Below are 20869 nucleotides of genomic sequence, written 5' to 3'. Positions count from 1 at the left end.
GGAACGTCGACGCCGGCCGATCTTGATCGTGATGGCAACGACTCTGAATTTGTCCTGGCCACGTCGAGCGGTAATCTCTGGTCGCGTGAGGCCCACCACGCGGACCCGCTACGCAGCCGTCGGCGCTGCGGGCGCCCTGCTCGCGGGCTCGCTGCTGGTGCCCCCGTCCGCGTCGGCCCAGCCGGTGGACCAACCCGTCGACACCGGAACCGAGGCGGCGCCGGCCCCCGCCGAGCCGGATCTGCTGCACAACGTCATCTACCGGGCGCGCGCCGACGGTACGTCTCGCGGCGCGGTCGTCGCCTACAAGATGGACGACCACAACGTCAACAGCGCGACCCCGACCCTGCTGCCGGGCCAGACGTTCGAGGTGAACGCGGTGCTCGCCGACCCGCAACTGGCCGGCATGGAGATCTCCATCGAGTGGCCCTACGGGTCCAACCTGCACTGCGAGATCCTGGTCGACGATCAGATCGTGGCCAAGGCCGACCAGTTCATCGCGCCGCGGCTGTTCCGCCCGAAGGACGATCCCCTCTACGGCGTTCTGCAGTGCGGCGCCCCGCTGGACATCCCGATCGACGGGACGGCGCCCGCCGCACCCGACACACCCGCACCGGCCGTCGAGCCTGCCCCGCCCGCGGCCTGACGACCGCGTTCGCTACGGCCGCCAGCCCGTCGTATCGGCCCACTCCCAGGCCCGCCGGTAGGCCTCCAGGAACCACGGCTCCTTCGCCTCGGCGTACGCGCCGGTGGTGGCGTGGCCCTCGGCGGCGACCCGCCGCTTGAGCGCCAGGTAGTCGGCCCGCACCCCGGGATTGGCGCGCAGCCAGTCGACGAACAGCAGAGCGAACTGCTGGTTCGGCCGGCCGGCCACCCGTACGTGCACGTGCGTCGGCCGGCCGGGATCGGCTGAACAGTGAAGTCGCTTGTCCCACAGCGCTTCACCGGTGTGGTCGAATCCGGGCACGGTGCTGCGGGCGTCGGGTTTCGCGACGTCGGCGGTGAACGGCGTACGCACATAGCCCGCCGACGTCAGCGCGTCGCGTAACTCGTCGGCCACCTCGAGCGAATCGACCGTCACCTGGATGTCGATGATGTCCTTGGCGTCCATCCCGGGGACCGCGGTCGAACCGATGTGGTCGACGCGTACGGCGCGGTGCCCGCACGCGGTGGTGAGCCGCGCGACGGCGCGCCGCGCCTGCTCGGGCCACGTGTCGTCGTAGGGCACCAGGGTCGGCGCGGCCGTCGCCCACTGGTTCTCGCGCAGATTGTGGGCGAACGGCTGGATGCGCTCGTGCCACAGCGCGCGGGCCTGCTCGACCAGCTGACCCGCGCTGCCCGAGTTGTCCAACCACACATCGGCGACGGCCCGTCGCTGCTCCTCGGTGGCCTGCGCGGCGATCCGCGCCCTGGCGTCCTGTTCGGTGAATCCGCGGTACTCGATGAGCCGCTTCACCCGGACGTCCTCGTCGGCGTGCACGATCACCACCAGCGGGAACATCGGCGCCATACCGGACTCCACGAGCAGCGGGATGTCCTCGATGATCACCGCATCGTCGGCCGCCGCCGCGATCAGCTCCGAGCGCCGGTGCGCGACCAGTGGGTGCACGATCCCGTTGAGCGTCTGGCGCTTCTCCTCGTCGCTGAACGCGATCGCGGCCAGCGCGGGACGGTTCAGCGAGCCCGCGTCGGGCCCGCCGGCGTGCAGGATCTCGTGGCCGAAGGCGTCGACCAGCTTGGCCAACCCCTCGGTGCCGGGCTCGACGACCTCGCGGGCGATCACATCCCCGTCGACGACGATCCCGCCGAGTTCACTGAAGGTCGATGACACGGTCGATTTCCCGGCGCCGATACCGCCGGACAGGCCAATGCGCAGCACCGCACCAGTCTGTCAGGCCGGGATCGCGCTCAGCCCGCCACACCGGTGAGCTCGATCGTGGTCTGCTCCAGACGTGTATCGGCGACCACCGCGCCGGAGGCCAGGTCGACGGCGACCAGCCGACGTTCGGCCGGAGCGCTGATGTAGGCGACGTCGTCCTGCACGTGCAGATTCGGCATCGGGTCCTGCCAGTCGTCGGGTTCGGTCCAGGCGCCGATCACCCGGTGGTGCGCGATCCGCTGTGCGGTGACGGCGTCGTACACGTGCAGGGCGCCGTCGGTGCCGAGCAGCACGGCCTCCCCCGCCGGTCCGCGATCCAGCGAGCGGAAGGTGTAGCTCGCGTCGATCGGCACCACACGGATCGTGGCGGTTGTTGTGTCTGTGAGCGTGAACCGTTGCGGCCGTTCGAGTTCCGCGTCAGGATCGGTCTTGTAGTCGCCGAGCACGACGGTAGACCGGGCGCTGCCGGCCTGGTTCCCGATGCGTCCGTAGGCGTCGGGACTCGCGACCTTGCGGATGTCGTTGCCCCGCACGATCAGCATCCCGTCCTCGCACCCGAAGGTGAGGACACCGTTGGCGGCGGCGGCCTCACCGTGCAGGCCGGGGCATTCGCCGTTGGCGGCGACCGGTCGGCCCGACGCGTCGAGGATCGCCAGCCCGGAGCGCGTCTCCTCGTCGCCGACGCTGACGACGATGGATCCGTCGGCCCGGGCGACCGCGACCCCGTGGTGCGGTTCGCGGGTCAGCGACGCGAGCGGCTCGGATTCACCGTCAAGCAGCGCTTCGGGGTCCACGACGTCGACCGTGCCGGTGCCGTCGCTGAACAATGTGAGCTTCTGGTCGTGGGCGACGACGTGGCCGGGCTGGGCGCCACCGAACCGCATGTCGGTCAGACGCGGCGTCGCGGTGTAGTGATGGGCGTGGTCGCCGTGTTCGTCGCTCCAGGTGCCCATGTCGAGCACCGCGAAGCCATCGGTCTGCGAGACCAGCACGTGGCGGCCGTTGGCGGCCGAGTTGAGTCGGACGAAGCCCTCGACCGGAATGTCGGCGACGGGCGCCAGCGTCGCGGCGTCCACGACGAGGATGCCGCCGTCATAGCTGAGCGCCAGCCGTGGGGTCGCCGATCCCCGCTCGACCGGCACCGCCGCCTCGGTCGTCTCGGTGGTACCGCACGCGGCGGCCAGCAGCGCGACAGAAAGCAGGGTTACGACTCGTTTCATGCCGGTGAGTAGACCAGTTAATGAAAATCATTGTCAAAAAGCGATGTGTGCACATGTCGGGCCGTCGAAACTGAACTTTTGTCCGATATCCGGCGGGTTTCTCGCACACAAGCTCAGTTTCGGTCGTAAACGACGAAAAACGCCCCGGCTCGACGAGCCGGGGCGTTCTCGATACTGCTGTGGACTACGCGTTGCCTGCGAGCTTCTCGCGCAGCGCCGCCAACTGGGCGTCGCTGGCCAGCGACCCGCCACCCGACGGCTCGTCGCCGCGCGAGGTGCCGTTGCTCGCCGGGCGGCTGGCCGCCTCGGCCTCGGCAGCGGCGAACTTCTCCATCTGCGCGGTGTGCATCTTGTGCCGGCGCTCGGCCTCGGCGTAGCGGGACTCCCACTCTTCACGCTGCTTCTCGAAGCCTTCGAGCCATTCGTTGGTCTCGGCGTCGAAGCCCTCGGGGAAGATGTAGTTGCCCTGGTCGTCGTAGCTGTCGGCCATGCCGTACTTCGACGGGTCGAACTCCTCGGTGTAGTCCTCGTTGGCCTGCTTGAGGCTCAGCGAGATCCGGCGACGTTCCAGGTCGATGTCGATGACCTTGACCATCGCGTCGTCCCCGACCTGGACCACCTGGTCCGGTACCTCGACGTGCCGCTCGGACAGCTCCGAGATGTGCACCAGGCCCTCGATGCCCTCCTCGACGCGCACGAACGCGCCGAACGGCACCAGCTTGGTGACCTTGCCCGGCACGATCTGCCCGATCGCGTGGGTGCGGGCGAAGTGGCGCCACGGGTCTTCCTGAGTCGCCTTGAGCGACAACGAAACCCGCTCGCGGTCCATGTCGACGTCGAGCACCTCGACGGTGACCTCGTCGCCCACCTGGACGACCTCGGACGGATGGTCGATGTGCTTCCAGGACAGCTCGGAGACGTGCACCAGGCCGTCGACACCGCCGAGATCGACGAACGCGCCGAAGTTGACGATCGAGGACACGACACCCTTGCGGATGGCGCCCTTCTGCAGCTGGTTGAGGAACTCGCTGCGCACCTCGGACTGGGTCTGCTCCAGCCAGGCGCGACGCGACAGCACCACGTTGTTGCGGTTCTTGTCGAGCTCGATGATCTTGGCCTCGATCTCCTTGCCGATGTACGGCTGCAGATCGCGGACGCGACGCATCTCGACCAGCGACGCGGGCAGGAAGCCGCGCAGGCCGATGTCGAGGATCAGGCCGCCCTTGACGACCTCGATGACGGTGCCCTTGACGGCCTCGTCCTTCTCCTTGAGCTCTTCGATGGTGCCCCAGGCGCGCTCGTACTGTGCGCGCTTCTTGGACAGGATCAGGCGGCCTTCCTTGTCCTCCTTGGTGAGGACCAGGGCTTCGACCTCATCGCCCACGGAAACGACCTCATTGGGGTCGACGTCGTGCTTGATGGACAACTCCCGGGACGGGATGACGCCTTCGGTCTTGTAGCCGATGTCGAGCAGGACCTCGTCACGGTCAACCTTGACGATGGTCCCTTCGACGATGTCGCCATCGTTGAAGTACTTGATGGTCTTGTCGATGGCGGCGAGAAAGTCCTCAGCCGAGCCGATGTCGTTGACGGCTACTTGCGGCGAGGTGACGGAGGGACTTGGCATATGTTGGGTTGCTCCGGACAGGTTTCATCGTAGGGACGGGACTTGTTATTGGTGATACCCGCCGCAGAAGAATGCAAAAACCACAGACAGGTACCCGTAGAGGTTACTCGACGGGGCACATGCTGGACAAACCCGGTCTCCCCAGGCCGCTAGTCTGCTTGCGTGTCACACCCCGGCGCACCCCAGCAGCCGTGGCTGTCCGCACCGCCGTTCCAGCGTAAGGTCCGCGCGGCCGGAGCGCCGCTGGCGGCGCTCATCGTGATGGCCACCGTGGTCGGACTGATCATCGTCGGGTTGACCGCGCTCAACCCGGTCGGCACCGCGATCGGGTTCGTCCTGTCGAGCGTGGCGATGCTCGTCGTGGCGCTGGCCTACATCTGGCTCGACCGCTGGGAGCCCGAACCGCCGCGGCTCCTCCTCTTCGCGTTTTTATGGGGCGCGTCGGTCGCGGTCGTGCTGTCGGTCATCGTCGGCCTGTTCGTCGAGTCGCTGATCGTTGCCGGCGAGTCCGACGAGGTCAGCTGGGTGTCGGTGGCGGTGGCCGCCCCGGTCATCGAGGAAGCCGCCAAGGGCGCGTTCCTGCTGCTGATGATGACCGGCAGGCGACGCAACGAGCTCAACTCGCTGACCGACTGCCTGGTCTACGCGGGGCTGGTCGGCGCCGGGTTCGCGTGGCTGGAGGACATCCTCTACATCTCCAGCGGCGAGTCGCTGAGCGATTCGCTGATGACCGCGGCGCTGCGGCTGATCATGGCGCCGTTCGCGCACTCGCTGTTCACCACCTTTTTCGCGATCGGTGTCTACTTCGCGATGCAGCGGCGCGGGCAGGCGGCCAGGGCGGTCCACATCGCGCTCGGCTATCTGGCCGCGGTCGTGATGCACGGGCTGTGGAACGGCTCGTCACTGCTGGGAGTCGACTGGTACCTCGGGATCTACGTGTTGTGGATGATGCCGATCTTCGCGCTGGCGATCGGGCTCGGGGTGTACAGCCGGCGCCGCGAGCAGAAGATCGTGACCGCGAAGCTCCCGGGCATGCTCGAAGCCGGGTTGGTGACGCCGAACGAGGCGACCTGGCTGGGCTCGTTGCGGGGCCGCAAGGCGGCGCTGGCCTACGCCTCCCGCCTGGGCGGGCCGACCGGCCGCAAGGCCGTGAAGCGGTTCGCCGCGCAGGTCGTCGAGTTGGCCTTCGTGCGCGACCGCATCGACCGTGGCTTCGGCGACCCGCGGGTGCATGCGTTGCTGACCGAGGAGGCCTACGCCGTGCACGCCGCCCGTGCCGCCGGCCCGACGCTGCAGGCGATGGCCGGTTACCGCGCCGCGGGTCGCTAACTCGGTTGCGCGCGCCGCGATACTTTTCACGTGGCGACTCATCTGTGGAACGTGATGCCGGCCTTCCTGCTGGCCTGCGTGGTGCTGGCGGCCCTGCCGGGCCCCGCGACCGCGCTGTTTCTGCACCGGTCGGTGCGCGACGGCCGCGCTGCGGGCCTCGCCGCGGTCGTCGGCAATGAGATCGGGATCTTCGCGTGGACGCTGGCCGGCGGCGCGGGGTTGTCGGTGCTGCTGCTGGCCAACCATGCGCTGTCGGTGGTGCTGCACATCGGTGGCGCCGCGATCCTGATGTGGCTCGGCATCAGCGCGTGGCGCAACGCCAAACAACCGATCGGGCTGGAGCCGGCGGCGCCGCCGCGCGGGCGCACGCCCGCCGCCGCATTCCGGGCGGCGCTGCTGTCGATCGCGGCCAACCCGAAGGCCGCGGCGTTCGGCATCGTCGTGATCCCGCAGTTCCTGCCGTCCAGCGGTCCGGTGCTGCCGACGCTGCTCGTGCTCGCGGTCATCCAGCTGGTCATCGACACCTCGTGGTGCGCGGGCGTGGTGCTGCTCGCCGCCAGGGCACGGGAAGTGCTGCGGCGGGCGCACATTCGCCGGCGCATGGAGCGCGTGATGGGCGCCTGCCTGATGGCGCTCGGGCTCGGACTGGCGGCCGACGCGCGTTAGTGCGCCGCGGCGTCCCAGCTGCGGCCGTACCCGACCGACACCTCGAGCGCGACGTCGAGCGGGTAGGCGTTGCCCATCTGTTCGCGGACCAACGTCTCCAGCGCGTCGCGTTCACCGTCGGCGACCTCGAAGAGCAGCTCGTCGTGCACCTGCAGCAGCATGCGCGACTTGAGGCCGGCCTCCTTGATCGCCGCGTCGACGTTGATCATCGCGACCTTGATGATGTCGGCGGCGCTGCCCTGGATCGGCGCGTTGAGCGCGGCGCGTTCGGCGGCCTCACGCACGTTGCGGTTGCTGCTGTCCAGCTCCGGCAGATACCGGCGCCTGCCGAACACCGTCGAGGTGTAGCCGTCCTTGCGGGCCTGATCGACGACGTCGCGCAGATAGTCGCGGATGCCGCCGAACCGGTCGAAGTACTGCTCCATCTGGACCTTGGCCTCTTCGGTGGAGATCTTCAGCTGCGCGGCCAGCCCGTACGCGCTCAACCCGTAGGCCAGGCCGTACGACATCGCCTTGACCCGGCGCCGCAGTTCGGCGGTCACCTCGTCGATCGGCACGTCGAACGCCCGCGACGCGACGAACGAGTGCAGGTCCTCGCCGGTGCGGAACGCCTCGATCAGGCCCTCGTCCTTCGACAGGTGGGCCATGATGCGCATCTCGATCTGGCTGTAGTCCGCGGTCATCAACTCGGCGAACCCCGCGCCTACCACGAACGCGTCGCGGATGCGGCGGCCCGCCTCGGTCCGGATCGGGATGTTCTGCAGGTTCGGCTCGGTCGACGACAGCCGGCCGGTGGCCGCGATGGTCTGGTTGAACGTGGTGTGAATCCGGCCGTCGGAGGCCACCGAGGCCAACAGCCCGTCGACGGTCACCTTGAGCCGGGTGGCGTCGCGGTGCGCCAGCAGATGCTGCAGGAACGGGTGACCCGTCTTGTCGAACAACGACTGCAGCGCGTCGGCGTCGGTGGTGTAACCGGTCTTGGTGCGTTTGGTCTTCGGCATCTCCAGCTCGTCGAACAGCACCACCTGCAGCTGTTTGGGTGAGCCGAGGTTGATCTGTTTGCCGATCACCGCGTAGGCCGCCTCGGCGGCGTCGCGGATCTGGTCGGCGAACTCGCTCTGCAACTGGCCCAGCTGCTCCAGGTCGACGGCGATGCCCGCGGTCTCCATCTCGGCCAGCACCCGCTGTACCGGCAGCTCCATGTTGTTCAGCAGCGCCAGCGAGTCGATGCGGGCGAGCTCCTCGTCGAGCGCGTCGGCGAGGTCCATCACCGCGCTGGCCCGCAGCAGCGTGGCTTGCACGGCCTGGTCGTCAGCGCCGTCATCGAGTAGCGAAAGCTGTTGCTGCTCAGGGTTATCCGCGCGCAGCTCGCGTTTGAGGTAGCGCAGCGACAGGTCGTCGAGCGCGAAGCTGCGCTGCCCCGGCCGCACCAGGTACGCCGCCAGCGCGGTGTCGGAGGTGACGCCGGCCAGTGTCCAACCGCGCCCCTGCAGGTCGTGCATCGCCAGCTTGGCCTCGTGCAGCGCCTTGGGCGGTCCCGGATCGGCCAGCCACGACGCCAGCGCGGCCTCGTCCTCGGCGCTCAGTGTCGTCGTGTCGATGTAGCGACCGTCGCCGTCGGGGGCGACGACCGCCAGCGCGGTGGCGTCCGCGTCGAAAGCCAGGTGGGTGCCGACGACGGCCAGACCGAACCGCTGCCCCGAACTGTGCTCGGCCAGCCAGGCGGCCAGTTCCCCGGACTCCAGCGCACCGCCGCGCACGTCGAACCCCTGATCGACCTCCGGGTCGGCCGAGGCCAGCGTGTCGAACAGCCGGTCGCGCAGCACGCGGAACTCGAGGTCGTCGAACAGCCGGTGGATCTGGTCGCGGTCCCACGGCTGCATCCGCAACGTGTCGGGGGTGTGCGGCAGCGGCACGTCCTTGACCAGATCGGTCAACTCGCGGTTGAGCACCACCGACGACAGGTTGGTGCGCAGCGCGTCCCCGACCTTGCCCTTGACCTTGTCGACGTTGTCGACAAGCGCCTGCAGCGAACCGTATTCGGCGATCCACTTGGTGGCGGTCTTCTCGCCGACACCGGGGATGCCCGGCAGGTTGTCGCTCGGGTCGCCGCGCAGCGCGGCGAAGTCGGGGTACTGCTGCGGGGTGAGCCCGTACTTCTCGACCACCGCCTCCGGGGTGAACCGGGTCAGCTCGCTGACCCCCTTACGGGGATAGAGCACGGTGACGTCGTCGCTGACCAGCTGCAGCGAGTCGCGGTCACCGGTGACCACCAGGACGCGGTAACCGCCCTGCTCGGCCTGGGTGGCCAGGGTGGCGATGATGTCGTCGGCCTCGAAGCCGGGCTCGGCCAGCACCGTGATGCCCAGCGCACCGAGCACCTCCTTGGTGATGTCGATCTGCCCGCGGAACTCGTCGGGGGTGGTGGACCGGCCCGCCTTGTATTCGGGGTACTTGTCGACGCGGAAAGTCTGGCGCGACACGTCGAACGCGGCGGCGATGTGGCTGGGCTGCTCGTCCCGCAGCAGGTTGATCAGCATCGCGGTGAACCCGTAGACCGCGTTGGTGGTCAGCCCGCCCTGGGTCTTGAAGTTCTCCGCGGGCAGCGCGTAGAACGCCCGGTACGCCAGCGAATTGCCGTCGAGCAACATCAGAGTCGGTTTGTCGTCGGCCTTCTCACCGGGCTTGACGGACGCCGTCTTCTTCGCGGTGGCGGTGCTGGCTGGGCTCACGGCCTCAACTCTAGGCACCGCGACCGACACCCGGCGCCCACCCGCCCCATCACATCGGCCCCGGTGTCCCACTCAACTGGAACACGTTTCAGTTCTGCTGGTCGACTCGGTACGCTGACCGCGTGTCAGCATCCACTCAACCGGCCGTCGACGGGTGGTTCGCCACCGACGGATCCGGTGCGCCGTACCTGATCGGCGGCAAGTGCCATCAATGCGGGACCTACGTGTTCCCGCCCCGCGCCAACAACTGCCCCAACCCGGCCTGTGACGGCGACGAACTCGCGCAGGTCCCGCTGTCGCGCCGCGGCACGCTGTGGAGCTACACCGAGAACCGCTACGCTCCCCCGCCCCCGTACCCGGCGCCGGATCCGTTCGAGCCGTTCGCCGTTGCCGCCGTGCAGCTCGCCGACGAGGGTCTGATCGTGCTCGGCAAGGTCGTCGAGGGCACGCTGGCGGCGGACCTGAAGGTCGGCATGCAGATGGAACTGACCACGATGCCGCTGTTCGTCGACGACGAGGGCATCGAACGCGTCGTCTACGCATGGAGGATCGCCTCGTGAGCGCACCGGAACCCGTCTACATCCTCGGTGCCGGCATGCACCCGTGGGGCAAGTGGGGCCGCGACTTCACCGAGTACGGCGTCGTCGCCGCCCGCGCCGCCCTGGCCGAGGCGAACCTGGACTGGCGCCAGATCCAGCTGGTCGCCGGTGCCGACACCATCCGCAACGGCTATCCCGGCTTCGTCGCCGGCGCGACGTTCGCCCAGAAGCTCGGCTGGAACGGGGTTCCCGTCACGTCGAGCTACGCCGCATGCGCCAGCGGGTCGCAGGCACTGCAGAGCGCCCGCGCGCAGATCCTGGCCGGCTTCTGCGACGTGGCGCTGGTGATCGGCGCCGACACCACCCCCAAGGGGTTCTTCGCGCCGGTCGGCGGGGAACGCAAGAACGACCCGGACTGGCAGCGGTTCCACCTGATCGGCGCCACCAACACCGTGTATTTCGCGCTGCTGGCCCGGCGCCGGATGGACCTGTACGGCGCCACCCTCGAAGACTTCGCCGCGGTGAAGGTCAAGAACGCCAGGCACGGTCTGGACAACCCGAACGCGCGCTACCGCAAGGAGGCCACCGTCGACGACGTGCTGGCCAGCCCGGTGGTCTCCGATCCCCTTCGGCTGCTGGACATCTGCGCGACGTCCGACGGCGCGGCGGCGCTGGTCGTGGCGAGCAAGTCGTTCGCCGAGAAGCACCTCGGCTCACTCGACGGTGTGCCGTCGGTGCGCGCCATCAGCCTGCAGTCACCGCAGTACCCGCAGCACCTTCCCGAATTGCCGGACATCGCAACCGATTCCACCGCCGTGGTGAACGCACCGGAACGCGTCTTCAAAGATCAGATCCTCGACGCCGCCTACGCCGAGGCCGGTATCGGTCCCGAGGACCTGAGCGTGGCCGAGGTCTACGACCTGTCCACCGCGCTGGAACTGGACTGGTACGAACACCTCGGGCTGTGCGCCAAGGGTGAGGCCGAGCAGTTGTTACGCAGCGGCGCCACCACGATCGGCGGCAAGATCCCCGTCAACCCGTCCGGCGGGCTGGCGTGCTTCGGCGAAGCCATTCCCGCGCAAGCCATTGCGCAGGTGTGCGAGCTGACCTGGCAGCTCAAGGGACAGGCCACCGGCCGCCAGGTCGACGGCGCCAAGGTCGGCATCACCGCGAACCAGGGCCTGTTCGGCCACGGTTCGTCCGTCGTTGTTGCTCGCTAGGCAGTTCGAACCGTACGGGCCCTCGTACTGGGGCGCCCTCGCCGTGTTCGTCGTCGGCGCGGCCCTGCTCGTCCGGGCCGGCCGGCGCATGTCGCACACATCGGCTCGTCGGGTGGGCCGCACACTCGGCGGGGTGACCGCGGCGATCTACGCCGCGATCGTCGTCTACAACCTGGTTCCGCCGACGCTGGACAGTTCGGTGCCGCTGCAGCTGACCGACCTGGCCACCGTCGTCGCCGCGTACGCGCTGTGGACGCAGCGCCACTGGGCCTATGCGCTCACCTACTACTGGGGTCTGGTGCTCAGCGTGCAGGCGCTGATCTCCCCCGTGCTGCGCGGCCCGGACTTTCCGCACTACCAGTTCCTGGCGTTCTACGCGATCCATCTGGTGGTGGTGTGGGCGGCGATCTACCTGACCTGGGGCCGCGGGATGCGCCCCGGCTGGCGCGACTACCGGTTGGCCGTCGTTGTGACGTCGGCATGGGCGGTGGTGACCGTGGTGTTCAACAGGCTCGCCGACACCAACTACGGGTTCACCAACCGCAAACCGGCCTCGGCGTCGCTGCTGGATCTGCTCGGGCCGTGGCCGGCCTACATCGTGGTGACCGCCGCGCTGGTGTTCGCCGTGTGGGCGTTGATGACCTGGCCGTGGGTGCGGCCGGAACGGGCGCGACGGTGATCGTCACCGTGCGCGTCAAACCCGGCAGCGCCAAGGGGCCGCTGGTCGAATCGGGTGACGACGGCGACCTCACCGTCTACGTGCGTGAGCGCCCGGTCGACGGGAAGGCGACCAAGGCCGTCGTCAAACTGCTGGCCGAGCACCTGGGAGTCGCGCCCAGCCGGGTCCGGCTGGTGTCGGGCGCGGCCTCGCGGATCAAGCGCTTCGAGATCACCTAGCGTTCACGCCACGCCGAGGTAGGCGGCCCGAATGCTGTCGTCGGCCAACAACTCCCGGGCATCACCGGTGCGGGTGACCTCGCCGGTCTCGAGGATGTAGGCGCGGTCCGAGCGGCTCAGCGCCTGCTGCGCGTTCTGCTCGACGAGCAACACCGTCGTGCCCTGCGCGTTGATCTCGGCGATGATCCGAAAGATCTGCGAGATGACCATCGGCGCCAGACCCATCGACGGCTCGTCGAGCAGCAGCACCCGCGGGCGGGCCATCAGCGCGCGCCCGATCGCCAGCATCTGCTGTTCACCGCCGGACAGCGTGCCGCCCACCTGCGTGCGGCGTTCGGCCAGCCGGGGAAAGGTCTCGAGCACCCAGTCGAGCCGCTCCCGGTGCTCGTGCTTGTTCGCGAACTTGCGTCCGTAGCAACCCATTTCGAGGTTCTCGACGACGGTCATGCCGGGAAACACGCCGCGGCCTTCGGGCGCCTGAACCAGGCCCTGGATCACCCGGTGGTGCGCTTTGACCTTGCTGATGTCCTTGCCCTCGAACCACACCGAACCCGACGTCAACGGCAGCAGCCCCGAGATCGCCCGCATGGTGGTGGTCTTGCCGGCACCGTTGGAACCCAGCAGCGTGACGAGCTCCCCTTCGCGCACCGTCAGCGAGATGCCGTGCAGCGCACGGATTCGCCCGTACTGCACGACGAGGTCACGCAGTTCCAGGATGACCGGGCGGTCGTCGGTGACCGGCTCATTCGACTTCGTCATCAGGCACTCCCAGGTAAGCGGCGATGACCTTGGGGTCCTCGCGGATCTCGGCGGGCAGCCCGTCGGCGATCTTGCGGCCGAACTCGAGCACCACGATCCGGTCGGTCACGCCCATCACGAGCCGCATGTCGTGCTCGATCAGCAGCACCGTGTAGCCGTCGTCGCGGATCTTCTGGATCAGCTCGATGAGCGCGGCCTTCTCGTTCGGGTTGAACCCGGCGGCGGGTTCGTCCAGGCAGAGCAGTTTGGGTTCGGTGGCCAGCGCGCGGGCGATCTCGAGACGACGCTGATCGCCATACGGGAGGTTCTTGGCCTTCTCCTCACCGCGGTGGCCGATCCCGACGAAATGCAGCAGCGCCGCGGACCTCTCGACCGCCGACATCTCCTCGCGGCGATGCCGAGGCGTGCGCACCAGCGCGCCCGGGACCGAGGTGAAGTGCCGGGCGTCGGTGCCCACCATGACGTTCTCCAGCGCCGTCATCTCACCCCACAGGCGGATGTTCTGGAACGTGCGGGCGATGCCGCGGCGGGTGATCTGGTGCCGCTTGATCTTTCCCAGCGGCGCGCCGTCGAAGGTGACGGTGCCCGAGGTCGGGCGGTACACACCGGTGATCGCGTTGAAGCAGGTGGTCTTGCCCGCCCCGTTCGGCCCGATCATGCCGAGGATCTCGCCGCGCCGGATGTCGAACGACACCGAATCCAGCGCCGTCAGGCCGCCGAACTTCATCGTGAGATCGGTTGTCTGCAGCAGGATCTCGCCCTCAGCGGCCTGGATCTCGCGGTGAACGCCGGCGAGTTCTTCGATGGTCACTTCACCGCCTCCTTCTCCGGGTTGCGCAGGAGGTCGCGTGCGGCCCTGCCGTAGGTCAGCAGCTGTTGGCGCGCCGGGAACAGGCCCTGCGGCCGGAAGATCATCAGCGCGACCAACGCCATCCCGAAGAACAGGTACTTCAGGTCCCCGAGGTTGATGCCCAGGAACTCCACTCCCAGCAGCCGGTTCGGGAGGTAGACGATGACGAAGGCGCCGACCACCACACCGAGTTTGTTGCCCTGCCCGCCGAGCACCACCGCGCACAGAAACAGCATCGAGTTGATGATGTTGAACGTCGGCGGCGCCACGAACTGCACCTGCCCGGCGTACAGCGCACCGGACAGTCCGCCGATCGCAGCGCCGATCACGAACGCCCACAGTTTGAACTTGAACGTGTTGACGCCCATGACTTCCGCGGCGTCCTCGTCCTCGCGGATCGCGATCCAGGCGCGGCCGACGCGGCTGCGTTCGAGGTTGCCCACCAACATCAGGATCGCGATGATCAGCACGATGCCCAGCCAGAACCACCACGTGCCGTAGTTCGCCAGCCCCGACGAGTTGCCGCTGGAGAACACACCTTCGGGCAACCGTTCGCTCTCCCCCAGCCGGGGGTAGGCGACTTCGTTGAGCCCGCGCGGGCCGTTGGTGATGTCGGAGAGGTTGTCGGCCATCAGCCGGATGATCTCGCCGAACCCGAGCGTGACGATGGCCAGGTAGTCACCGCGCAGCCGCAGCGTCGGCGTACCCAGGATCAGGCCGGTCAGCGCGGTGATGGCCATCGCCAGCGGCACACACGCCAGCCACGCCCAGTCCTCGGTGAACCAGCCTGTCGCACCCAGCCGGTTCCACGGGCTGTTGGGGCTGGTCAGGAGTGCGACGGTGTAGGCGCCGACGGCGTAGAAGCCGACGTAGCCGAGGTCGAGCAGGCCGGCCTGGCCGACGACGACGTTGAGGCCGATCGCGATGATCGCGACCATCGCGAACTGCGCCATGGTCCCGCCGAAACTGATGTTCGGGGTGTTCAGAAACGGCGGCGGGAACAACGGCAGCATCGCGAGCACACCGAACGCGACCAGCCCGAAACCCCACTTCTGCGCCCGGCTGCGGCCGTCCCACCACCTCCGCAGCCCGTCACCGGGGGCCAGCAGGTTGCGTGTCATGCTCGCGCCTTTCCGAGGCTCTCGCCGAGTATCCCGGTGGGGCGGAAGAACAGCACGAGAACCAGCAAGACGAACGCCACCACATCACGCCACTGCGTGCCGAACACCGCCTGCCCGTAGTTCTCCATGATCCCCAGCAGCAGACCGCCCAGCAGCGCGCCGCGCAGGTTGCCGATGCCGCCGAGCACGGCGGCCGAGAACGCCTTGATGCCGAGCAGGAAGCCGCCGGAGTAGATGATGCCCTGCGGGACCTTCAGGGTGTAGAGCAGTGCGGCCGCGCCGGCCAGCAGACCGCCGATCAGGAAGGTGGTCATGATGATGCGTTCGCGGGAGACGCCCATCAGCGTCGCGGTGTCGGGATCCTGGGCCACCGCCCGGATGCCGCGGCCGAACTTGGTGCGGTTGATCGTCATATCGGTCATCAGTGCCAGGAACAGCGCCGCGACAACGATGATCAGCGTGATGTTGGAGACCGCGGCGCCGAACACCGTGAACTGGGTTTCCGGCGAGACCAGCCGGATCGGCTGCTGGGCGTTGGAGCCGCCGTATCCGTCGATGATCTTCGGCAGGATGAAGTGCACGAATTCCTGTAGTACGAATGACATGCCGATCGCGGTGATCAGAAACGACAGCCGTTCGGCCTTGCGTCGGCGCAGCGGCCGGTAGGCGATCGCCTCCAGTCCCACCGCCGTGCCGCCCGACACGGCCATCGCGAACAGCATCGCGATGCCCAGGTAGAGCACGGTCAACCCGATGCCCTTGTCGTAGGTGTTCCCGCTCGGGGTGAAACCCAGGATCATGTCGAGGCAGAAGTAGGCGCCGAACATGCCGAACATGAACACTTCGGAGTGCGCGAAGTTGATCAGCTTGAGCACGCCGTACACCAGGGTGTACCCGACCGCGACCAGCGCGTAGATCGCGCCCCAGGAGAGGCCGTCGATCGTCAACTGCCAGAACCCGTCCCGCAGGCCGTCCAGGTTGAAGTTGATGTTCGCGGCCAAGCAGGCGTACTGCTCGACGCACTGGTGACTCATCCGGGGGCGGCTCCTCGCGACAAGGGTGTGGTCACGAGAACGCGCCCGAGCCGTGGCGGCATCGGACGCGTCTCGCCTGTCTTCCTACTGAACCTTGTAGATCCAGATGAGGCTGGTGGTCAGCTCACCTTCCGGAGTCCACTGATACTGCCGGGCGACGCCGCGACCGTTGTAGTTGCGGACGAAGTCCAGCAGCGCCGGCCGGGTGATCGCGCCCGAGTCGATGCCCTTGAGCATGATCGTGCCCAGGTCGTAGCCCTCGGAGCTGTAGGTGCCGGGCTCCTGGTTGAACTTCTGGGTGTACTCCTCGGCGAAGCTGCCGGTCGCCGGGCCGCACGGGCAGGACAGGATGGCGTCCTTGGCCGCGTCACCGGCCTGCTTGACGAACTCGGGGTCCTTGGTGCCGTCGGCGCTGACGAATGCACCCTCGAAGCCGCCGTCCTTGAGCTGCTGCACGAACGGCGACGCCTCGGCGTAGTAGCCGCTGAAGAACACCGAATCGGGCGCGGCGCCCTTGATCTGGGTGACGGCTGCCGAGAAGTCCTTGTCGCCCTTCTTCACCGAGATGTTGCAGCCGGAATCGGCCACCGGGCCGAGCGTCTCGCGCACGGTCTGGGCCAGGCCCAGGCCGTAGTCGGTGCTGTCGTCGACCACGCACACCTTCTGGTGGCCGAGTGTGTTCTTCAGGTAGTTGGCCACCGAGGGGCCCTGCACGCCGTCGTTGCCCAGACCGCGGAAGAACGTCCGCCACCCCTTCTCGGAGAGCGTGACATTGGTGGCCGAGGCGGTGGCCGCGACCAGGCCGGCCTGGTTGAACACGTCACCGGTCGCGTTGGTCTCGCCGGAGAAGGCCGGGCCGATCAGGCCGATGGTGAACGCGTCGTTGATGATCTGCGGCGCGATCTGGGTGGCCTTCTGCGGGTCACCTTCGGTGTCGAAGGTCTTGAGCTGCACCTGGCAGCCGGGGTTGGCGGCGTTGTGCTTGTCGACGGCGAGCTGGATGCCGTTCTTGATGTTGATGCCGAGCGCGGCGTCGGGGCCGTTGAGCGCGCCGGCCATCGCGAGCGACACCGGCGGGCACTGGGCGTTGCCGTCCCCTGCCGGATCGGCGGGCGCGGCGCTCTCGTCGGCCTTGACCTCGGCCCCGGTCTCGTCGATCTGCACCTGTTCGACGATCTTGAGGTCGCTCTGCGCACTCCCGCCGTCCTCGCTCGGTTCGGACTGCTGGCAGCCGGCTATACCGAGCGCGACCAAACCGGCACTGCTGATGGCAAATGCTTTCCGTGCCACGCCAAAGCGCACGCTTCACCTCCGTGTCAATGATGTATGTCGGCTTCGGCGCCTCGACCCGACAAGGCGGGGGCGGCGATGCTTCGGGTGAACCTTAACCAACGCATGGCCTCAGTGCGCGCTGTTGGAAAAGGCTTGGTGGCTTTCGCGTGATCGGCGGGGCGAAACGGTGCCGTCGGAAACGTAATTATTACCTGGTGGAGCCGCCGCGGGTCAGCTCGAGGCCGCCGCGTCGCCAGGCGTGTCGAGGGTTTCGAGCACCACCTCAGCGACCCGCTTCATCGTCGTGCGGCGGTCCATCGCAGCACGCTGGATCCACTTGAAGGCCTCGGGTTCGGTCATCCCCTGCTTTTCCTGGAGCAAACCCTTGGCGCGTTCGACCAGCTTGCGGGTCTCCAACCGGTCCGACAGCGTCGCGACCTCCTGCTCGAGCGCGGAGATCTCGCTGAACCGGCTGACCGCGACCTCGATGGCCGGGATCAGATCGGTGACCGTGAACGGTTTGACCAGGTAGGCCATCGCGCCGGCGTCGCGTGCGCGTTCCACCAGTTCGCGCTGGCTGAACGCGGTCAGGATGACGATCGGCGCGATGCGCTTGCTCGCGATCTCCGCGGCGGCGTCTATTCCGTCGCGGCGCGGCATCTTGACGTCCATGATCACGAGGTCGGGCTTGAGCTTCTCGGCCAGGTCGACGGCCTCCTGCCCGTCACCGGCCTCGCCGACGATCTCGTAGCCCTCCTCACGCAGCATCTCGGCCAAATCCATGCGGATCAGTGCCTCGTCTTCGGCGACGAGTACACGGCGCGCCTGCTGGCCTTCGGTCGGTGACCCGCTCATGGATGCCATGGATGACATTGTGGCGGTAACGGCCCCGTTCAGCGACTTCGGGTCATCCTCTATGGTGGTAACCCGCAGCAACTGCGAGCCCTCGTATCCCAACTGGCAGAGGAAACGGATTCAAAACCCGTACAGTGTGAGTTCGAATCTCACCGAGGGCACCGACGGCGCTCACACCACCAGGATCATGCCCCACGGCCCCTGCACGTAGCTCACGTTGGAGCCACCGCCGGACTTGTCACCGCCACCGGACCCGTCGTCACCTCCGGAACCGGCACCACCCGCATCGGCACCGCCCGCATCGGCACCGCCCGGACCCGTTCCGCCGGCGTCCCCGGCAGAGCCCGGATCGCTCGCGCCGCCGGAGCCGGGACTGCCTGTGCCAGCGCCATTCCCGGCGCCACCGGTGCCCGGTGTGGCCTTGTTCCCGTCCTTGGTGTCGGTGCGGGTGTCCTCGTCGGACGCGCCGTCATCGGAGGCATCGTCGTTGTCTGTCGTCTCCTCGTCTTCGGCCGGGGCCTCCTCGTCCTCGGCCGGGGCCTCCTCGTCTTCGGCCGGGAGTTCCTCGTCCTCGTCGGCCGGCGCCGGTTCCTCGGGTTCGACCGGCGCGGGGGTCTCCTCGACCACCGGTGCCGGGACCTCTTCGACCGGCACTTCTTCGACCGGTACCTCCTCGACCGGCAGTTCCTCGGTCGGCTCGGTGACCGGGGTGGGCTCGGGCAGCACCTCGGCCGGGACCTCTTCGGCCGGGACCTCTTCGGCCGGCGCAGGCACGACCTCAGCCGGCTCCGGCGTGACCTCGGGGGCCTCTTCGGCGACCGGGTTGTCCAGCGCCTCGACCGACGAGAGCGGTTCTCCCGTCACGTCTTCGGCGGCGACGGTGACCGCATCGGCCAGCGCGATCCGGGTCTCGGCCGGAACGTCGAGGGTGGCCGTCGCCGGGTTGGTCAGGCCGCCGAACAGGTTGCGCAGCGCGTCGGCCACCAGGTTGACCACGGCGTTGGCCAGCTGCGTAACCGTCTGCGCCACAACGTTGTACACCTGCTGGAGAACTGCCGCGATCGCCTGCACGAGACCCGTGATCGGATCCACCGGATCGGGATCGGGCTCAACGGCGCACTTGCGGCCCGTCGTCGCGCATTCGATCACGTCGGCCACCAACTTGCGTCCCCACTCGTAGGTGAAGATGCCCATCGTGCCCTCTTCGCTGATGTCGTTCAGCCGGTCCCGCAGCGTGAACAGGAACGCCGGGCCCGTGTAGTCCTGCGCACCCCAGTAGTCGAGGAAGTCCTTCACCCAGGCGGCCTGGGTCTCCTGGTCCTTGATGTAGGTGCTCAAGCCGTACTCGGTGGCCCAGATCTTCAGCGCGTCATCACCGTTGTCGATCATCTGCTGCCGGATCGCGATCAGCTGCTCGACGGGCGTCTGCCACAGGTTGTCGGGATCAAGCCCGTCGGAGAACTTGATTTCGTTGTTGTACGGGTGGATCGACAGCGCGTCGAAGAAGCCCTTCGCGCCCGCGGCGTACATCCGCTCGACGAACGTCACCGGGTTCATCGTCAAACTTGAATCCTGAACCGTGCCAAGCACTCCGGCGACAACGAGCGCTTCGGCATCGACGTCTTTGATCGCCTCGTATGCGGCCTTGAGGATCTCGGTGTAGTGCTCCGGGTCGGGGCCGGCGGTCCAGTACGCGACGTAGTTCGGCTCGTTCCAGATCTCGTACGCCGAGACCATGCCTTTGTACTCCTCCGCGACGGTGGCGGCCCACGCGGCGTACAGCTCCGGATCCGGCGGGGTGTAGATTCCGAAGCCCGGCTCGTTCGGGTCATCACCCCAGTTCGGCGTCGTGTTCAGCACCCCGAGAACCGCCATTCCCCGCTCGTGGGCCGCATTGATGATGTAGTCGGAGCGGTTCCACAGCGATTCTTCCCAGTCCGGCGGAAGTGTGCCCGGCGGAACCGGTTGGATGTCGGCCCACGGAATCAGCACACGGACGGTGTTCACACCGAGCTTCTGCATCTCCTCGAGATGCCGGTCGATGGCGTCGTAGTCGATACCGCCGTCCGGCGTGGTGAGACCGTAGATGTCGGAGTCGGCGATGCCGATCGTGTCGTTGGAATTCTCGATCACCGCTGCGGGGACGTAGCTGTAGCTGACCGGCCGCGGCAGCGGCTCCGTGGGGACAAGCAAATTCGTCACATAGGCGCACAGCACCGCGAGAGGCGCAGCGGCAATCACGCTTGCCACCCCATAGCGACGCAGTCGGCGCTTCCCGATGAGCCCCATGGGCACTCCTGTTCAGTTCTCAGCCAGACGGCAGTCAGCGATGCGAGAAACACAAATTAACGCATTCGGGAGGACCATACACACCTAATCGTCAGGAAATCTTCTTAGCCATTAAGCGAATACCGATCGCCGATCGCCCCGCCGTTTACCAAGTCAGTTGTATGGCCGTTTCCTGTCCACATCCGCGCCGTACCGGCAAATTCCATACCATTGGTACCGTTTGCCGGCTCCCGGACCTGCGATAACGCGCTGGACAGCGGTAAGCGCAGCTCATAGCCGCATGAGCCGGGCGGTCGGTTAGACGAATATCCGTCCCCGGAATGGTGGCCCGCTAGCTGTGAATGCGCCCGGCAATGACCGAACGATTTTATTTGCCAACGCGAAAATAAATTCGCGGTCACAGTTTTCATCAGCTACCGCTTCGGCGGATTTCGCGGCGGCCGGTATGCCCCCGGATGAGCTCCCCGGATTCGTCACGTGACGTCCGTTGCGACCGTGCTGTTGCGTCCTCTACGCCGCCCCTCGTCATGTCGACAATCGGTACCCGTCGGACATTCACCCCGACAGAATGGAGCAAACC

At 67.6% G+C, this 20869-nt stretch carries 18 protein-coding genes and 1 tRNA gene; 8 read left to right on the top strand and 11 right to left on the bottom strand.

Annotated elements, in window-relative coordinates:
- Nucleotides 1-31 precede the first annotated feature (31 nt).
- Entirely contained in the window at nt 32-646 is a 615-nt protein-coding gene (locus tag BHQ18_RS04100; RefSeq protein ID WP_276045471.1) for a hypothetical protein, read from the top strand.
- Nucleotides 647-658: 12 nt separating this feature from the next.
- On the opposite strand, the gene coaE is transcribed toward BHQ18_RS04100, so the two are convergent.
- The 3 genes from coaE to rpsA form a co-directional block, all read right to left on the bottom strand.
- Nucleotides 659-1879, bottom strand: coding sequence for a dephospho-CoA kinase (coaE, locus tag BHQ18_RS04095; protein ID WP_069412283.1), 1221 nt, complete (start codon nt 1877-1879; stop codon nt 659-661).
- Nucleotides 1880-1908: 29 nt separating this feature from the next.
- On the bottom strand, nt 1909-3099 hold the full coding sequence (aztD, locus tag BHQ18_RS04090) for a zinc metallochaperone AztD (protein ID WP_069412282.1): 1191 nt from the start codon (nt 3097-3099) through the stop codon (nt 1909-1911).
- A gap of 184 nt (nt 3100-3283) precedes the next feature.
- On the bottom strand, nt 3284-4726 hold the full coding sequence (rpsA, locus tag BHQ18_RS04085) for a 30S ribosomal protein S1 (protein ID WP_069412281.1): 1443 nt from the start codon (nt 4724-4726) through the stop codon (nt 3284-3286).
- Between the two features lie 162 nt (nt 4727-4888).
- On the opposite strand from rpsA, the gene BHQ18_RS04080 reads away from it, so the two are divergent.
- Both BHQ18_RS04080 and BHQ18_RS04075 read left to right on the top strand, forming a co-directional pair.
- The gene (locus BHQ18_RS04080; RefSeq protein WP_069412280.1) at nt 4889-6055 is read left to right on the top strand and encodes a PrsW family intramembrane metalloprotease; all 1167 of its coding nucleotides are present in this window, start codon (nt 4889-4891) and stop codon (nt 6053-6055) included.
- A 54-nt stretch (nt 6056-6109) separates the two neighbouring features.
- The gene (locus tag BHQ18_RS04075) at nt 6110-6721 is read left to right on the top strand and encodes a LysE family translocator (RefSeq protein ID WP_069412373.1); all 612 of its coding nucleotides are present in this window, start codon (nt 6110-6112) and stop codon (nt 6719-6721) included.
- On the opposite strand, the gene polA is transcribed toward BHQ18_RS04075, so the two are convergent.
- Nucleotides 6718-9453 carry a DNA polymerase I gene (gene polA / locus BHQ18_RS04070; RefSeq protein ID WP_069412279.1) on the bottom strand — a complete coding sequence of 912 codons (2736 nt, stop codon included), beginning with the start codon at nt 9451-9453 and terminating at the stop codon, nt 6718-6720. The genes BHQ18_RS04075 and polA overlap by 4 nt on opposite strands.
- 122 nt (nt 9454-9575) lie before the next feature.
- Here polA and BHQ18_RS04065 point away from each other — a divergent pair, with 122 nt between their 5' ends.
- The 4 genes from BHQ18_RS04065 to BHQ18_RS04050 are packed head-to-tail and all read left to right on the top strand — an operon-like array spanning nt 9576 to nt 12109.
- Nucleotides 9576-10013: a Zn-ribbon domain-containing OB-fold protein gene (locus BHQ18_RS04065; protein WP_069412278.1), complete on the top strand. Its 438-nt coding sequence runs from the start codon at nt 9576-9578 to the stop codon at nt 10011-10013.
- Nucleotides 9995-11212, top strand: coding sequence for a lipid-transfer protein (locus tag BHQ18_RS04060; RefSeq protein ID WP_069412277.1), 1218 nt, complete (start codon nt 9995-9997; stop codon nt 11210-11212). The genes BHQ18_RS04065 and BHQ18_RS04060 overlap by 19 nt, the downstream gene beginning before the upstream one ends.
- A complete protein-coding gene (locus tag BHQ18_RS04055) occupies nt 11202-11891 on the top strand; it encodes a YwaF family protein (RefSeq protein ID WP_069412276.1) in 690 nt (229 codons plus the stop codon). The genes BHQ18_RS04060 and BHQ18_RS04055 overlap by 11 nt, the downstream gene beginning before the upstream one ends.
- Nucleotides 11888-12109, top strand: coding sequence for a DUF167 domain-containing protein (locus tag BHQ18_RS04050; RefSeq protein ID WP_069412372.1), 222 nt, complete (start codon nt 11888-11890; stop codon nt 12107-12109). Before BHQ18_RS04055 ends, BHQ18_RS04050 begins: the two co-directional genes overlap by 4 nt.
- Before the next feature lie 3 nt (nt 12110-12112).
- Here the strand turns inward: BHQ18_RS04050 and BHQ18_RS04045 are convergent, their stop codons facing one another.
- The 6 genes from BHQ18_RS04045 to BHQ18_RS04020 all read right to left on the bottom strand — a co-directional run bounded on the left by BHQ18_RS04045 (nt 12113) and on the right by BHQ18_RS04020 (nt 18000).
- Entirely contained in the window at nt 12113-12868 is a 756-nt protein-coding gene (locus BHQ18_RS04045) for an ABC transporter ATP-binding protein (protein WP_069412275.1), read from the bottom strand.
- Nucleotides 12852-13679: an ABC transporter ATP-binding protein gene (locus BHQ18_RS04040; RefSeq protein WP_069412274.1), complete on the bottom strand. Its 828-nt coding sequence runs from the start codon at nt 13677-13679 to the stop codon at nt 12852-12854. The genes BHQ18_RS04045 and BHQ18_RS04040 overlap by 17 nt, the downstream gene beginning before the upstream one ends.
- Complete coding sequence (locus BHQ18_RS04035) at nt 13676-14839, bottom strand: branched-chain amino acid ABC transporter permease (protein ID WP_069412273.1); 1164 nt, start codon at nt 14837-14839, stop codon at nt 13676-13678. The genes BHQ18_RS04040 and BHQ18_RS04035 overlap by 4 nt, the downstream gene beginning before the upstream one ends.
- Entirely contained in the window at nt 14836-15873 is a 1038-nt protein-coding gene (locus tag BHQ18_RS04030) for a branched-chain amino acid ABC transporter permease (protein WP_069412272.1), read from the bottom strand. Before BHQ18_RS04030 ends, BHQ18_RS04035 begins: the two co-directional genes overlap by 4 nt.
- Before the next feature lie 84 nt (nt 15874-15957).
- Nucleotides 15958-17175 carry a branched-chain amino acid ABC transporter substrate-binding protein gene (locus BHQ18_RS04025; RefSeq protein ID WP_069412271.1) on the bottom strand — a complete coding sequence of 406 codons (1218 nt, stop codon included), beginning with the start codon at nt 17173-17175 and terminating at the stop codon, nt 15958-15960.
- A gap of 201 nt (nt 17176-17376) precedes the next feature.
- Nucleotides 17377-18000, bottom strand: coding sequence for a two-component system response regulator PdtaR (locus BHQ18_RS04020; protein WP_205866041.1), 624 nt, complete (start codon nt 17998-18000; stop codon nt 17377-17379).
- Between the two features lie 87 nt (nt 18001-18087).
- On the opposite strand from BHQ18_RS04020, the gene BHQ18_RS04015 reads away from it, so the two are divergent.
- Nucleotides 18088-18161, top strand: a tRNA-Leu gene (locus BHQ18_RS04015).
- A 10-nt stretch (nt 18162-18171) separates the two neighbouring features.
- Here the strand turns inward: BHQ18_RS04015 and BHQ18_RS04010 are convergent.
- Nucleotides 18172-20289: a glycoside hydrolase family 5 protein gene (locus BHQ18_RS04010; protein ID WP_084293866.1), complete on the bottom strand. Its 2118-nt coding sequence runs from the start codon at nt 20287-20289 to the stop codon at nt 18172-18174.
- Nucleotides 20290-20869: the final 580 nt, after the last annotated feature.

Origin of the sequence: Mycolicibacterium flavescens, from assembly GCF_001722335.1 — a bacterium.
Classification (GTDB): domain Bacteria; phylum Actinomycetota; class Actinomycetes; order Mycobacteriales; family Mycobacteriaceae; genus Mycobacterium; species Mycobacterium flavescens.
Note: the sequence above shows the minus strand (reverse complement) of the source record. Positions and strands in the feature narration are given on the sequence as shown.

Coding starts and splice junctions, on each gene's coding strand:
- BHQ18_RS04100 (WP_276045471.1), top strand. CDS start 32: ATGGCAACGACTCTGAATTTGTCCTGGCCACGTCGAGCGGTAATCTCT.
- BHQ18_RS04060 (WP_069412277.1), top strand. CDS start 9,995: ATGGAGGATCGCCTCGTGAGCGCACCGGAACCCGTCTACATCCTCGGT.
- BHQ18_RS04010 (WP_084293866.1), bottom strand. CDS start 20,289: ATGGGGCTCATCGGGAAGCGCCGACTGCGTCGCTATGGGGTGGCAAGC.
- BHQ18_RS04035 (WP_069412273.1), bottom strand. CDS start 14,839: ATGACACGCAACCTGCTGGCCCCCGGTGACGGGCTGCGGAGGTGGTGG.
- BHQ18_RS04045 (WP_069412275.1), bottom strand. CDS start 12,868: ATGACGAAGTCGAATGAGCCGGTCACCGACGACCGCCCGGTCATCCTG.
- BHQ18_RS04030 (WP_069412272.1), bottom strand. CDS start 15,873: ATGAGTCACCAGTGCGTCGAGCAGTACGCCTGCTTGGCCGCGAACATC.
- aztD (WP_069412282.1), bottom strand. CDS start 3,099: ATGAAACGAGTCGTAACCCTGCTTTCTGTCGCGCTGCTGGCCGCCGCG.
- BHQ18_RS04020 (WP_205866041.1), bottom strand. CDS start 18,000: ATGAGCGGGTCACCGACCGAAGGCCAGCAGGCGCGCCGTGTACTCGTC.
- BHQ18_RS04075 (WP_069412373.1), top strand. CDS start 6,110: ATGCCGGCCTTCCTGCTGGCCTGCGTGGTGCTGGCGGCCCTGCCGGGC.
- rpsA (WP_069412281.1), bottom strand. CDS start 4,726: ATGCCAAGTCCCTCCGTCACCTCGCCGCAAGTAGCCGTCAACGACATC.